Raw genomic sequence first — 15,678 nt, forward strand, 5'->3', positions numbered from 1 at the left:
TGAGCTACCCATGGGCAGGCTGAAGCGGGGGTAAGACCCCGTGGAGGGCCGAACCCACCTAGGTTGAAAACTGGGGGGATGACCTGTGGGTAGGGGTGAAAGGCCAATCAAACCCGGAGATATCTCGTTCTCCCCGAAATAGCTTTAGGGCTAGCCTCGGCCGTTTACCGTCGCAGGTAGAGCACCGGATGGGCGCGGGGGCCTCACCGCCTACCAACCCCAACCGAACTCCGAATGGCGACGGTCGAGAGGCCGGGAGTCAGAACGCGTGGGCTAAGCCGCGCGTTCGAGAGGGAAACAGCCCAGACCGCCCGCCAAGGCCCCCAAGTCCGTGCCGAGTGGCAAAGGATGTGCGTCTGCCCAGACAACCAGGATGTTGGCTTAGAAGCAGCCATCCATTCAAAGAGTGCGTAACAGCTCACTGGTCGAGTGGACATGCGCCGACAATACACGGGGCTAAGCACGGCGCCGAAGCGGCGGACCGGACCCAGCGTCCGGTGGTAGGGGAGCTTTCCGCGCAGCGGCGAAGCCGGCGGGCGACCGACCGGTGGAGCGCGCGGAAGTGAGAATGCTGGCATGAGTAACGAGAGCGGCGTGGGAAACGCCGCCGCCGTGAACCCAAGGTTTCCTGGGCGAGGCTAATCCTCCCAGGGTCAGTCGGGGGCTAAGGCGAGGCCGGAAGGCGTAGCCGATGCACAGCAGGCAGACATTCCTGCACCCCCCGAGGGGCGCTATCAGCGACGGGGTGACGGAGAGGGGTGGCTCGACGGGGTTCTGGACGTCCCCGCGAAGCCGCGTAGCCCGGGGCGCTGTGAAACGCGCGCCCCGCCAAGGGGTGAGGCGGCCGACGAAGCGATTGAGCGAAGCGAGTGAGCCCGTGCTTCCTAGAAAAACCTCTAGCGAGCCCCTGGGGGCCCGTACCGCAAACCGACACAGGTGGGTGGGTAGAACATACCAAGGCGATCGGGAGAACCATGGTCAAGGAACTCGGCAAAATGGCCCCGTAACTTCGGGAGAAGGGGCGCTCCCCCAGGTGATGGACCTCGCGTCCGGAGCCCGGGGGAGCCGCAGTGGAGAGGCCCAAACGACTGTTTACCAAAAACACAGGACTCTGCTGAAGTCGTAAGACGACGTATAGGGTCTGACGCCTGCCCGGTGCCGGAAGGTCACGGGGAGCCGTCAGCGCCTCCGGGCGCGAAGCGGCGAACCCAAGCCCCGGTAAACGGCGGCCGTAACTATAACGGTCCTAAGGTAGCGAAATTCCTTGTCGGGTAAGTTCCGACCTGCACGAAAGGCGCAACGATTTGGGCGCTGTCTCGACCATGGACCCGGTGAAATTGCACTAGTCGTGAAGATGCGACTTACCCGCGGAAGGACGGAAAGACCCCGTGAACCTTTACTGCAGCTAGGCATTGGCTGCCGGTCCGACGTGTAGAGGATAGGTGGGAGACCGAGAACCGCAGGCGCCAGCCTGCGGGGAGTCGCCCTTGGAATACCACCCTCGTCGCTCTGGCATCCTAACCCGGGACCGTGAACCGGCCCGGGGACCGTGCCTGGTGGGTAGTTTGACTGGGGCGGTCGCCTCCTAAAGAGTAACGGAGGCGCGCAAAGGTCTGCTCGGGACGGTCGGCAACCGTCCTCTTGAGTGCAAGAGCATAAGCAGGCTCGACTGCGAGGCCCACAGGCCGAGCAGGTGGGAAACCAGGCTCTAGTGATCCGGCGGCCCGGCGTGGAACGGCCGTCGCTCAACGGATAAAAGGTACTCCGGGGATAACAGGCTGATCTTCCCCAAGAGTCCACATCGACGGGAAGGTTTGGCACCTCGATGTCGGCTCATCGCATCCTGGGGCTGGAGCAGGTCCCAAGGGTATGGCTGTTCGCCATTCAAAGCGGTACGCGAGCTGGGTTCAGAACGTCGTGAGACAGTTCGGTCCCTATCCTCCGTGGGCGTAGGAGAATTGAAGGAGGCTGCCCCCAGTACGAGAGGACCGGGGTGGACGGACCTCCGGTGAACGGGTTGTCGACCAACGGCACGGCCCGGTAGCTGAGTCCGGTTCGGATAACCGCTGAAAGCATCTAAGCGGGAAGCCGGTCCTGAGATGAGTTCTCCCTTCCGGTAAGGCCCCTCGAAGACCACGAGGTCGATAGGCCGCAGGTGCAAGGCGCGCGAGCGCCTCAGCCGAGCGGTACTAATAGGCCGAGCTCTTGCCCCCCATTCTTACCCGGGACGGTGCGAGACGAGCGCTTCGCGTCGCTGTGCGGCCCTGAGGGGGCGGAGGCGACCCGCCCTCCCCGCGCCCGTCGCCGGTCGGCGGCCATGGCAGGGGGGGAACACCCGGTCCCATGCCGAACCCGGAAGTTAAGCCCCCGAGCGCCGATGGTACTGCCGGTCCAGCCGGTGGGAGAGCAGGACGCCGCCGACCAGCGACGGGCGCGGGACAGCGCGAACCCTCGAGGGGCCCTCCGGGGCCCCTCTTCGCTTTTTTGGGGGGCGAGTATGTGAGGGGCTGCCGAGAGGTGGCCCCTTTTTTGTGCCGCGAGGTTCCGTCGCATCGTCCGCTGGCCGTGTGACCGTGGTTGCCCGATCGTCGATCTGTGGGCATGGGGTGAGGATATCCCTGGCCATCGGCCGACCCCATGGCCGTCTGCGGTTGCCGATCGCGCCGCCCAGGGGATCCCGGTCCGAGGACCCATCGGCCCGCCTTCCGTTCGCCTTGCCGGACAATCGGCATCCTGTCTGGGGAATCTCGACCGAGATTTAGGCCATAAGCTGGCATTATGGTCTGAGGTTGCCCTTTGGTGCGCTTAGCCTGTCACCTCCCTCTGACCGCCCCGTATGTGTAGGGAATGTGGAGGGTCCGATCCCCGCCCCCGGGGGCCCGGGCGCCGCGTATAGTCATTTCTCGCGCCGCGGCACCCACCGCCTGGTGGTCCCGGCGCGACGGACCTTGAGAACCGGATACCGCGGCCTTTGGGGGCCGCGGGGAGACAGACCATTAAGGATGGTTCCTCGCGGCGGGGGAGACCCCGCCGGGAAACGAGCGAACCTGTCATTTCCTTGTGGATCCGACGATCGGCGGATCATCGGCCGGGTCGGGCTCCATCTGACACGCACCGCGGCGCCAGCGGGCGCCGCGTGTCCGAACGGAGAGTTCGATCCTGGCTCAGGATGAACGCTGGCGGCGCGCCTAACACATGCAAGTCGAACGGGAAGCGGGGCCTCCGGGCCCCGCCGAGAGTGGCGAACGGCTGAGTAACACGTGGGCAACCTGCCCCCTCCACCGGGACAGCCTCGGGAAACCGTGGGTAATACCGGATACTCCGGGACGGCCGCATGGCCGGCCCGGGAAAGCCCAGACGGGAGGGGATGGGCCCGCGGCCTGTTAGCTAGTCGGCGGGGTAACGGCCCACCGAGGCGATTATGGGTAGCCGGGTTGAGAGACCGACCGGCCAGATTGGGACTGAGACACGGCCCAGACTCCTACGGGAGGCAGCAGTGGGGAATCTTGCGCAATGGGCGGAAGCCTGACGCAGCGACGCCGCGTGCGGGACGAAGGCCTTCGGGTCGTAAACCGCTTTCAGCAGGGACGAGGCCCTCACGGTGACGGTACCTGCAGAAGAAGCCCCGGCTAACTACGTGCCAGCAGCCGCGGTAATACGTAGGGGGCGAGCGTTATCCGGATTCATTGGGCGTAAAGCGCGCGTAGGCGGCCTGTTAGGTCGGGGGTCAAATACCGGGGCTCAACCCCGGTCCGCCCCCGATACCGGCAGGCTTGAGTCTGGTAGGGGAAGGCGGAATTCCCAGTGTAGCGGTGGAATGCGCAGATATTGGGAAGAACACCGGCGGCGAAGGCGGCCTTCTGGGCCACGACTGACGCTGAGGCGCGAAAGCTAGGGGAGCGAACAGGATTAGATACCCTGGTAGTCCTAGCCGTAAACGATGGACGCTAGGTGTGGGGGGACCTGCCCTCCGTGCCGCAGCCAACGCATTAAGCGTCCCGCCTGGGGAGTACGGCCGCAAGGCTAAAACTCAAAGGAATTGACGGGGGCCCGCACAAGCAGCGGAGCATGTGGCTTAATTCGAAGCAACGCGAAGAACCTTACCAGGGCTTGACATCACCGTGAAGCGGCGGAGACGCCGTGGCCGAGAGGAGCGGTGACAGGTGGTGCATGGCTGTCGTCAGCTCGTGTCGTGAGATGTTGGGTTAAGTCCCGCAACGAGCGCAACCCCTGCCGCGTGTTGCCAGCATTCAGTTGGGCACCCGCGCGGGACCGCCGGCGTCAAGCCGGAGGAGGGTGGGGACGACGTCAAGTCATCATGCCCCTTATGTCCTGGGCTGCACACGTGCTACAATGGCCGGCACAACGGGCTGCGACCGCGCGAGCGGAAGCGAATCCCTCAAAGCCGGCCCCAGTTCGGATCGGAGGCTGCAACCCGCCTCCGTGAAGTCGGAGTTGCTAGTAATCGCGGATCAGCACGCCGCGGTGAATGCGTTCCCGGGCCTTGTACACACCGCCCGTCACACCACCCGAGTCGTCTGCACCCGAAGTCGCCGGCCCAACCGCTCCGCGGGGGGAGGCGCCTAAGGTGTGGAGGGTAAGGGGGGTGAAGTCGTAACAAGGTAGCCGTACCGGAAGGTGCGGCTGGATCACCTCCTTTCTAGGGAGAACAAGCTTTCTAGAATCACTTTTCATCGAAGCTCACGCAGCCGGGCCCGCCCGGCCGGTGGGCCGCCGTCTCCCCGCGCACCCGAGGCGCCGCGGCACCCGGTCCCGAGGGCCCGTCCCTCCGCACCTTGAGAGCCGCATAGCACGCGAAGCAATCCCCTCCCCCCAAGGGGGAGGGGTCGCATCTGATCGCCTGGGCCCCTCCCTGGGGCCCGGGTATGTGCAACTGCACAAGAAAGCACACCAGCGTTAAGAAAGCGAGCCCCCCGCGCACCCGCGCGGGGGGCGGGCAAGATGGAAAAGGCGCACGGTGGATGCCTTGGCACAGGAAGCCGACGAAGGACGTGACAAGCTGCGATAAGCCGCGGTGAGGCGCACATGGCCTGCGACCCGCGGATCTCCGAATGGGCGAACCCGGCAGGAAGAGACGCCTGCCGCCCGCCGGCCGAACCCATAGGCCGGCGGGGGACAACCCGCCGAACTGAAACATCTAAGTAGGCGGAGGAAGAGAAATCAACAGAGATTCCCCCAGTAGCGGCGAGCGAACGGGGAAGAGGCCAAACCGGCGAGCGCGCGCACCCGGCAGGGTTTGCGCCGCCGGGGTTGCAGGGGCGCGCATCGGGGGCCTGCCGGCCCCCGGCGCAGTGACAAACCGGGACGGGAGCCGAACGGCATGGGAAGGCCGGCGGCACAGGGTTAGAGCCCCGTAGGCGAACCCGCCCCGGCTGCGCGTCGCGCACCCTGAGTACCGCCGGACACGTGAAACCCGGTGGGAAGCAGGGGGGACCACCCTCCAAGCCTAAACACTCTCCTGTGACCGATAGCGGACCAGTACCGTGAGGGAAAGGTGAAAAGCACCCCGGGAGGGGAGTGAAACAGCACCTGAAACCGTGCGCCCACAAGCAGTCGGAGCACCCCTTCGGGGTGTGACGGCGTGCCTTTTGTAGAATGAGCCAGCGAGTTGCGCCGCGCGGCGAGGTTTAGCTTGGAAGCGAGCCGCAGCGAAAGCGAGTCCGAAACGGGCGTTCCAGTCGCGCGACGCAGACGCGAAGCCGGGTGAGCTACCCATGGGCAGGCTGAAGCGGGGGTAAGACCCCGTGGAGGGCCGAACCCACCTAGGTTGAAAACTGGGGGGATGACCTGTGGGTAGGGGTGAAAGGCCAATCAAACCCGGAGATATCTCGTTCTCCCCGAAATAGCTTTAGGGCTAGCCTCGGCCGTTTACCGTCGCAGGTAGAGCACCGGATGGGCGCGGGGGCCTCACCGCCTACCAACCCCAACCGAACTCCGAATGGCGACGGTCGAGAGGCCGGGAGTCAGAACGCGTGGGCTAAGCCGCGCGTTCGAGAGGGAAACAGCCCAGACCGCCCGCCAAGGCCCCCAAGTCCGTGCCGAGTGGCAAAGGATGTGCGTCTGCCCAGACAACCAGGATGTTGGCTTAGAAGCAGCCATCCATTCAAAGAGTGCGTAACAGCTCACTGGTCGAGTGGACATGCGCCGACAATACACGGGGCTAAGCACGGCGCCGAAGCGGCGGACCGGACCCAGCGTCCGGTGGTAGGGGAGCTTTCCGCGCAGCGGCGAAGCCGGCGGGCGACCGACCGGTGGAGCGCGCGGAAGTGAGAATGCTGGCATGAGTAACGAGAGCGGCGTGGGAAACGCCGCCGCCGTGAACCCAAGGTTTCCTGGGCGAGGCTAATCCTCCCAGGGTCAGTCGGGGGCTAAGGCGAGGCCGGAAGGCGTAGCCGATGCACAGCAGGCAGACATTCCTGCACCCCCCGAGGGGCGCTATCAGCGACGGGGTGACGGAGAGGGGTGGCTCGACGGGGTTCTGGACGTCCCCGCGAAGCCGCGTAGCCCGGGGCGCTGTGAAACGCGCGCCCCGCCAAGGGGTGAGGCGGCCGACGAAGCGATTGAGCGAAGCGAGTGAGCCCGTGCTTCCTAGAAAAACCTCTAGCGAGCCCCTGGGGGCCCGTACCGCAAACCGACACAGGTGGGTGGGTAGAACATACCAAGGCGATCGGGAGAACCATGGTCAAGGAACTCGGCAAAATGGCCCCGTAACTTCGGGAGAAGGGGCGCTCCCCCAGGTGATGGACCTCGCGTCCGGAGCCCGGGGGAGCCGCAGTGGAGAGGCCCAAACGACTGTTTACCAAAAACACAGGACTCTGCTGAAGTCGTAAGACGACGTATAGGGTCTGACGCCTGCCCGGTGCCGGAAGGTCACGGGGAGCCGTCAGCGCCTCCGGGCGCGAAGCGGCGAACCCAAGCCCCGGTAAACGGCGGCCGTAACTATAACGGTCCTAAGGTAGCGAAATTCCTTGTCGGGTAAGTTCCGACCTGCACGAAAGGCGCAACGATTTGGGCGCTGTCTCGACCATGGACCCGGTGAAATTGCACTAGTCGTGAAGATGCGACTTACCCGCGGAAGGACGGAAAGACCCCGTGAACCTTTACTGCAGCTAGGCATTGGCTGCCGGTCCGACGTGTAGAGGATAGGTGGGAGACCGAGAACCGCAGGCGCCAGCCTGCGGGGAGTCGCCCTTGGAATACCACCCTCGTCGCTCTGGCATCCTAACCCGGGACCGTGAACCGGCCCGGGGACCGTGCCTGGTGGGTAGTTTGACTGGGGCGGTCGCCTCCTAAAGAGTAACGGAGGCGCGCAAAGGTCTGCTCGGGACGGTCGGCAACCGTCCTCTTGAGTGCAAGAGCATAAGCAGGCTCGACTGCGAGGCCCACAGGCCGAGCAGGTGGGAAACCAGGCTCTAGTGATCCGGCGGCCCGGCGTGGAACGGCCGTCGCTCAACGGATAAAAGGTACTCCGGGGATAACAGGCTGATCTTCCCCAAGAGTCCACATCGACGGGAAGGTTTGGCACCTCGATGTCGGCTCATCGCATCCTGGGGCTGGAGCAGGTCCCAAGGGTATGGCTGTTCGCCATTCAAAGCGGTACGCGAGCTGGGTTCAGAACGTCGTGAGACAGTTCGGTCCCTATCCTCCGTGGGCGTAGGAGAATTGAAGGAGGCTGCCCCCAGTACGAGAGGACCGGGGTGGACGGACCTCCGGTGAACGGGTTGTCGACCAACGGCACGGCCCGGTAGCTGAGTCCGGTTCGGATAACCGCTGAAAGCATCTAAGCGGGAAGCCGGTCCTGAGATGAGTTCTCCCTTCCGGTAAGGCCCCTCGAAGACCACGAGGTCGATAGGCCGCAGGTGCAAGGCGCGCGAGCGCCTCAGCCGAGCGGTACTAATAGGCCGAGCTCTTGCCCCCCATTCTTACCCGGGACGGTGCGAGACGAGCGCTTCGCGTCGCTGTGCGGCCCTGAGGGGGCGGAGGCGACCCGCCCTCCCCGCGCCCGTCGCCGGTCGGCGGCCATGGCAGGGGGGGAACACCCGGTCCCATGCCGAACCCGGAAGTTAAGCCCCCGAGCGCCGATGGTACTGCCGGTCCAGCCGGTGGGAGAGCAGGACGCCGCCGACCAGCGACGGGCGCGGGACAGCGCGAACCCTCGAGGGGCCCTCCGGGGCCCCTCTTCGCTTTTTTGGGGGGCGAGCGAAGGAGCGAATCTGAGAGGGCGGGTCTTCGACCCGCCCTCTCTTGCTTTCAGCGGGTTTGTAGAACCATCGATTAATGCCCCTTCGGCCGTCAAGGCTCGGCGCCTTGGGGTGTTACGGGGCCTTCTTCTGGGCCGCAAACCCTGCGTTATCGTGGTTTTCATGCATAGAAGAATATGGATATACGAACGGGGGCTCCCTGCCACCGGCCGATGTCAGCGCAGTGTCAAATTCCACTTGTGATGAATATCGCTGAATCGACTCTGAATATACTTTGGTTACTTACCGGGGTTTATCGGTTCGATAGTGAAGTCGATAATGGATAAAGCGGGCAATGGAATGAGCTGCATCAATCTGGATAGGTTTTTCCCGCGTCGCCGCACTTTCAGGCCTTTACCAGACGTATTGTTCCTCGTGAATCTTTACCGACCTGAGAAGAGGAACCCATGTCCGAGCCCAGCCTCCGCCCCGCCCCCGTCGAGGAGCATCTGAGCGACCTGCTCTTCTCCCGACTTCCCGTCGGGACCGTGGCGGCCCCCGTCCCGGAGAGGCCTCGGGTGGAGCGCTCCGGGCTCGTCTCTTCGCTCGTCGCCGACCTCGCCTGTTGCCACCTTGCGTTCTTCTGCTGCAACCCCGGCCATGGGGCCAGCTCGACTGCCGTGGAGACCGCCTACCGTCTTGACGGCGGCAGCCGTCGGCCGGTCTTTCTCGACCTGTCCGGGCTCGCGCCCTCGGCCCAGGCCAACGTCTTCGATGTCGTCGACGACCTCCTGACCGGCGAGGGGATCGATTCGGAGGATGACGAGCTCGCCCTTGTGTTCGATGGTCTCCACGGGCTCGAGGAGCACCACTGCGCCCGTATCGCGAGGATGGTCACGCGCCTGGTCCGGCGAGGGACGGTTCTGCTCCTCGGGTCCTCCGAATGCGCCCTGCTCTGCGACGCGCTCCCGGAGCACCGCCTCGTGGGTGCCCGAGACCTCCTCGTCCTCAGGTCAGAGCTCCCGTCGTGGGCGCGCGGGCTCGACGACGAGGGCACGCTTCGCGACCTCTTTGTCTCCACCGGCGGCATCCCCTCCCTCGTCGAGGCCCGTGTCATGGCCTCCTCTCCCCGGGACGACCCCTCGAGGCGGTGCGCGGCCTACCGACGTCGGCGGGCTGCCCTCCTGTTCGACGCGGTCACGTGCCCGCTCATCGACGAGGAACGCCGTCTCCGCTGCGCCCTCGTGCTCCTGGGGAGCGGCTCCCTCGAGGAGGTGTCGGCCCTCGGTGTGCCCCTCTCTGCGGAGCTTGTGGCGTCGACTCGCGAGGAGTGCCCGGTGCTCGGCATCGACGCCCTGGGCGTGCGCTTCTCCGTGGCGGGGAGCGGCCCATGCCCGGCGTCCTGTGTGGACGAGGTCTCATGGCGCTACCCGGACCTCGTCTTCGAGGCCGTCCAGCGCCTGGTGTCCCGGGGCGCTCTCTCCCAGGCCATAGCGATCGCGTCGAGGTGCGTCGACTCCATCGACATGCTGTCCGTCGCGGCCGCCTTCCCCACCGAGATCCTCGACGCGGGCGGCGCCTCGCTCCTTCGATCCACCTTGGCGGCGTCGGCATCGGACGGCTGCGACGAGCACGACCTCCGCCGTGTGCGCGCCGTGCTCGAGGCCGCTGAGGCGGGAGGTGCCGACCTCTCCGAGCAGACCCTGGGCGAGGGCCCCGTGGCCGACCAGGTGCGGCTCCTCGGGCGTGTCCGGGACCTCTACGCCGGGGGGCCGGCGCTCCCCTGGCGGTGCGGGGGCGGCGGCCGCGGGGAGGGCGGCGTGACGTCGTTGGTGCGTGAGGCCACGCGTTCAAGGCTCGCGGCGCACCTGCAGGCGCGCACGCACATCCTGTCGGGGGCGTTCGGGGAGGCCCTCAGGGTGCTCGCCCGCGAGGAGGGCCGGGCGGACGGCGGCTCCACCCTGGGCGGGGCACTCCTGGCCGTCGACTCCTACGTCTGTGCGCGCCTTCTGGGCAAGGTCGTCTCGCTCGGAGAGAAGGTCGCCCTCGCCGATGCGCTGGCGTTCCTGAGGACCTCCGCGCCCGAGCCCTGGGCCGTCTACGAGGAGGCGCTCTGCTGGGTCGCCGATACGGCCTGTGGCTCCCCTGCGGGCTGCGGCGGCGCCATGGAGGTGCTGGCGACGGCCGACGGCCGCGGGGACGGTGCCGTGGCGTCGCTGGTCAGGTGCGGCATGGCCCTCGGGGAGTTGACCCGCGGCGAGTTGGAAGGCGCCGTCGCCCACGCCCATGCTGCCCTGGAGGGCCACGGCGGCCCGTGGGTGTCGCGGTGCTGCTCGCTGACGGTGGCCGTGGTCTCGATGCTCCGCGGCGAGGAGGGCGGCGTCGGGGCCGATTGGGGCGGCGGGTCCCTCGGGGCGGCCGCCGAGGTCGTGGCCTACGGGCTCGGGGACTCTCGCGACGCGGCCCGCGAGCGACGGATCCGGTCGCACCTGGCGTCCCAGGGGTGCGACGCGGCGTCCGCACTCCTCGTCGGCGCCGCCGTCTCCCACGGCCGGGAGGCGGCCGACGGCCTCTGGCGGCTGCTGCCCGAGACCTGGCGCGGGGCCGTCAGGGCCAGGAGGGGGTGGGCGGACCGCGCGGCTTCCGAGGGGGAGCGGCCCGGGGTGCGGGTGTCGGTGCTCGGCGGCCTCCGCGTGACGGTGGACGGGCGCGAGGTGCCCCCGTCCTCGTGGCGGCGGGGGTCCGCACAGCTCATGGGGTACCTTGCCGTCCGGGAGGGGCACCGGGCCTACCGCCACGAGGTCCTGCCCACCTTCTGGCCCGATCGCGACCAGGAGGCCTGCCTTCAGGCTTTCTACCAGATGACATCGGCCGTACGTCGCGCCGTCGGCCGGGCCCGGGAGGGCGAGCCGGTGGTCGCGTGCCGCAACGGCGTCGTGGCGCTCTCCGAGCCGCTCGTCGAGTGCGACATCGACGAGCTGCGTTCGGCGCTGGCCGAGGTGTTCGGTCCAGGGTCCGACGAGGGGCGCGTCGACGCCGCGCTGAAGGCCATGGCGCTCTACTCCGGCGGCCTCCGTGTGCCCGACACGGGGCCTGCCGCGGAGTTCTTCGCCGCGGAGCGAGACCGCCTCGAGTGCCGTTATGTGGACGCCCTCGTGCGGGGCGCCTCGCTCTCCGCGGCCTGCTCCCGCGAGCACGACGGCATCGTGCTCGCCCAGGCGGCCCATGGCCTCTGTCCCGCGAGGGACGACGCGGCGGCCTGCTACGTGCGCATGCTCATGGCCGCCCACCGCTTCTCCGAGGCCGCCCAGGTGTGCCGGGACCACGCGAAGACGGTCGAGGGGGTCTACGGAGCGCCGCCGAGCCCCGAGCTCTCGGCCCTCGCGAGGGAGGTCGACCGGAGGATCAGGGGGTTGTGCCAGACCGTCGAATAATCGATTGTTGTAGGTGTGTAAATATGGCACTACGAGGGGGAATAAGGTAGTCTGCATGAAGCTTGAAATACTGCCGCGGAAGCGCCCTCTCGGCCGGAGCCCCGTCGGCTATGGCTATAGTGGTATGGCGGTGTGGCGTCTATCGGCCCCGCGCCCCGTCAAGAACAAAGGGTAGGTGCCTATGGCTGGACTGTTCTCCAAGATCCTGTCGATGGGATCCGATAAGGAGCTCAAGGAGTTCCAAAAGATAGCCGACCGCGTCAACGGTCTTGCCCCAACGTACGCCGGCAAGAGCGACGAGGAGCTCGCGGCCATGACGCCGCTGCTCAAGGAGCGCCGTGCCAACGGCGAGTCCCTCGACGACCTGCTCCCCGACGCCTTCGCGGCCGTCCGCGAAATGTCTGGGCGCGTCATCGGCATGCGCCACTTCGACGTGCAGGTGGTGGGTGCCGTCGCGCTGCACCGCGGCATGATCGCCGAGATGAAGACCGGCGAGGGCAAGACGCTCGTCTCCACCCTCGCGGGCTATCTCAACGCCCTCGACGGCAAGGGCGTCCACATCGTCACGGTCAACGACTACCTCGCGCGCCGCGACGCCCAGTGGATGGGCCGCCTGTACCGCGCCATGGGCATGAACGTGGGCCTGCTCCAGAACGGCATGCCCCTGGGCGACAAGCACCCCGCCTACGCGGCCGACGTCACCTACGGCACCAACTCGGAGTTCGGCTTCGACTACCTGCGCGACAACATGGTCACCCAGGCCTCCCGTCGCGTGCAGCGCGGGCACCACTACGCCATCGTCGACGAGGTCGACTCCATCCTGATCGACGAGGCGCGCACGCCCCTCATCATCTCGGGCGCCGGCACCAAGTCGGCCTCCATCTACCGCGACTTCGCCCGCGCCGTGAAGGGCCTCGTGGCCGACGAGGACTACGAGCTCGACGAGGCCAAGCACACCATCATGGCCACCGACGAGGGCCTCAAGAAGATCGAGGGCCGCCTCGGCATCGACAACATCTACGGCGACATGGCCGGCCAGCTGGTGAACCACCTCCAGCAGGCCCTCAAGGCCGAGTACATGTTCCACCGCGACCAACAGTACGTGGTCACGGGCGGCGAGGTGAAGATCGTCGACGAGTTCACGGGCCGCATCATGGAGGGCCGCCGCTACTCCGAGGGCCTGCACCAGGCCATCGAGGCAAAAGAGGGCGTCAAGGTCCTCGAGGAGAACCAGACGCTGGCCACCATCACGCTGCAGAACTACTTCCGCCTCTACGACAAGCTCTCCGGCATGACGGGCACCGCCATGACAGAGGACGGTGAGTTCCGCGAGATCTACAAGCTCCCGGTGCAGGAGATCCCGCCCAACCGCCCCGTGCGCCGCGTGGACCTCGACGACCAGATCTACCGCACGGTGGACCACAAGTTCGCCGCCGTGGCCGACGACATCGAGCGCCGCCACGCCAAGGGCCAGCCGGTCCTTGTGGGCACCGTGACCATCGAGAGCTCCGAGCGCCTGTCCGACACCCTCGACCGCCGCGGTATCAGGCACGAGGTCCTCAACGCCAAGTTCCACGAGCGCGAGGCCCAGATCGTGGCCCAGGCCGGCCGCGAGGGCGCCGTGACCATCGCCACCAACATGGCCGGTCGAGGCACGGACATCCTGCTCGGCGGCAACCCCGAGGTGCTCGCCGAGGACATGCTCGTGGCCGAGGGCGTGGAGCTCGAGGAGGCCACGCAGGAACAGCGCGACGACGCCCTCGCCCGCGCCAAGGCCGTGTGCTCCGAGGAGCGCGAGCACGTGGTGGAGGCCGGCGGCCTCTGCGTCATCGGCACCGAGCGCCACGAGTCGCGCCGTATCGACAACCAGCTCCGCGGCCGCTCCGGCCGTCAGGGCGACCCCGGCGAGACCCAGTTCTACCTCTCCCTCGAGGACGACCTCATGCGCCTGTTCGGCGGCGACCGCATGGACCGCATCGGCGCCATGATGCAGCGCTACGACATGCCCGACGACATGCCGCTCCAGGCCAAGATGGTCTCCAAGGCCGTCGAGAGCGCCCAGCGCAAGATCGAGGAGATCAACTTCGGCATGCGCAAGAACGTCCTCGACTACGACGACGTCATGAACCAGCAGCGCCAGGTCATCTACGCCGAGCGCAACCGGATCCTCGACGGCGAGGACCTCGTGGGCCACGTCCAGGAGGTGCTCGACCAGACCTGCGAGACCGCCGTGGACGAGTTCTGCCCCGGCAAGGACGTGGAGGGGTGGGACCTCGACGGCCTCCGCGGTTGGCTCGAGGAGCTCACCGGCAGGAAGGACACCCCCGAGCTCGACGCCGACCTGGACCGCGAGCGGATTCTCTCCATCGTCCGCGGCTACGTGTCGGACCTCTACGCCCAGCGCTCGGAGGCCCTCGGCGCCGACGTCATGGCCGACCTCTCCCAGCAGGTGATGCTCCGCGTCATCGACCAGCGTTGGATGACCTACCTCCAGGAGATGGACTACCTCAAGACCGGCATCGGCCTGCGCGGCTTCGGCCAGCGCGACCCGCTGGTGGAGTACAAGCAGGAGGCCTACCGCGCCTTCCAGGCCCTCGTGAACGCCATGTACGAGGACTACATCCGCACGCTCCTGCGCATCGAGGTCTCCACCCGGCCCCAGCCCGAACCCGAGCGCGACAACCTCGCCGGGGCCACGTTCTCCGGGCCCGCCGAGGTCGACGGTGATCAGGGTGACCGCCCCCGCGGCCGCATCGCCGCCACGAGCAACATCGCCCGCGACGGCAAGGACCGCGAGCCGGCCAAGCCCCGCCCCTACGTCAAGGCGGAGTCCGGCGACCCCTACGCCGGCGTGGGCCGCAACGACCCCTGCCCATGCGGGTCGGGCAAGAAGTTCAAGAACTGCCACGGAAAGAAGCACTAAGTGAGCGAAGAAGCCACCACGGCGGACCTCGGCCTCCTCTCGGCGCGCCTTGAGGAGGTCGAGGGCTATCTGCACCTCGATGAGACCCGCGAGCGCATCGCCCGCCTCGAGCGGGAGAGCGCGGCCCCCGGGTTCTGGGATGACGCCGACGGCGCCAGGGCCGTCATGGAGGCCCTGGCCCGCGACCGCGACGACGTGGCGGCCTTCGAGGCCGCCCGCTCGCTGCTCGAGGACGCCCAGGCGGCCCTCGAGCTCGGCGACGAGATGGACGACGACGGCCTGCGCGAGGAGTCCCAGGCCCTGGCCGAGAGGCTTTCCTCGAGCCTCTCGGAGCTCGAGCTCTCCAGCTGGTTCACCGACGACCTCGACCACGGCGACGCCATCGTCACCGTCACGCCCGGCCAGGGCGGCCTCGAGGCCCAGGACTGGACGGAGATGCTCTTCCGCATGTACCTGCGCTACTGCGAGCGCCGCGGCTGGAAGGTGGACGTCAACGACGCCCCTGCGGGCGACGTCATCGGCCTCGACCGAGCCACGTTCACCGTGAGCGGCAAGAACGCCTACGGCATGCTCCGCGCCGATCAGGGCGTCCACCGCCTCGTGCGCATCTCGCCCACCGACGCCAAGAAGCGCCGCCAGACCACCTTCGCGGGCGTCGAGGTGCTCCCGGTGCTCCCCGACGACATCGAGGTCGAGATCGACCCCTCCGACCTCAGGATCGACGTCTACCACGCCTCGGGCCCCGGCGGCCAGGGCGTCAACACCACGGACTCCGCGGTGCGCATCACCCACCTGCCCTCGGGCATCGTGGTCACCTGCCAGAACGAGCGCAGCCAGATCCAGAACAAGGCCAGCGCCATGCAGATCCTCAAGGCCCGCCTCTACGAGCAGGAGAAGGCCAGGCGGGAGGCCGAGCTCGACGAGTTGCGCGGCCCCAAGCACGAGATCTCGTTCGGCAACCAGATCCGCAACTACGTGCTCTACCCCTTCCAGCTGGTCAAGGACACCCGCACCGGCATCGAGACCGGCAACGTGTCGGCGGTGCTCGACGACGGGGACCTCGACCAGTTCATCGTCGGGTATCATCGGTGGGCGGTGTCGCAGCAGGCGGAGTAGGGGG

The 15,678-nt window shown here is 67.2% G+C and carries 3 protein-coding genes, 5 rRNA genes and 1 pseudogene (1 of these 9 cut by a window edge); all 9 read left to right on the top strand.

The annotated features are described in order from the left end of the window. Nucleotides 1-2,213: ribosomal RNA gene (locus OR600_RS01045) — 23S ribosomal RNA — on the top strand (it extends 770 nt beyond the left edge of the window). A gap of 94 nt (nt 2,214-2,307) precedes the next feature. Continuing rightward, nucleotides 2,308-2,423, top strand: a 5S ribosomal RNA gene (gene rrf, locus OR600_RS01050). A 718-nt stretch (nt 2,424-3,141) separates the two neighbouring features. Further along, nucleotides 3,142-4,660: ribosomal RNA gene (locus tag OR600_RS01055) — 16S ribosomal RNA — on the top strand. Nucleotides 4,661-4,955: 295 nt separating this feature from the next. Beyond that, nucleotides 4,956-7,938, top strand: a 23S ribosomal RNA gene (locus tag OR600_RS01060). A 94-nt stretch (nt 7,939-8,032) separates the two neighbouring features. Beyond that, a 5S ribosomal RNA gene (gene rrf / locus OR600_RS01065) occupies nt 8,033-8,148 on the top strand. The 16S, 23S and 5S rRNA genes sit together here, the layout of an rRNA operon. A gap of 520 nt (nt 8,149-8,668) precedes the next feature. Continuing rightward, nucleotides 8,669-11,635 (top strand): AfsR/SARP family transcriptional regulator, encoded by a 2,967-nt coding sequence (locus OR600_RS01070; protein WP_135978889.1) that lies wholly within the window; start codon nt 8,669-8,671, stop codon nt 11,633-11,635. A 181-nt stretch (nt 11,636-11,816) separates the two neighbouring features. Continuing rightward, nucleotides 11,817-14,369 (top strand): annotated as a pseudogene (secA, locus tag OR600_RS01075) (preprotein translocase subunit SecA); the annotation flags it as partial. Between the two features lie 117 nt (nt 14,370-14,486). Then, on the top strand, nt 14,487-14,558 hold the full coding sequence (locus OR600_RS10000; protein ID WP_420840274.1) for an SEC-C metal-binding domain-containing protein: 72 nt from the start codon (nt 14,487-14,489) through the stop codon (nt 14,556-14,558). Further along, nucleotides 14,559-15,674, top strand: a complete 1,116-nt coding sequence (gene prfB / locus OR600_RS01080; protein WP_135978891.1) for a peptide chain release factor 2 — start codon at nt 14,559-14,561, stop codon at nt 15,672-15,674. Nucleotides 15,675-15,678: the final 4 nt, after the last annotated feature.

This window comes from Granulimonas faecalis, from assembly GCF_022834715.1.
Lineage (GTDB): Bacteria > Actinomycetota > Coriobacteriia > Coriobacteriales > Atopobiaceae > Granulimonas > Granulimonas faecalis.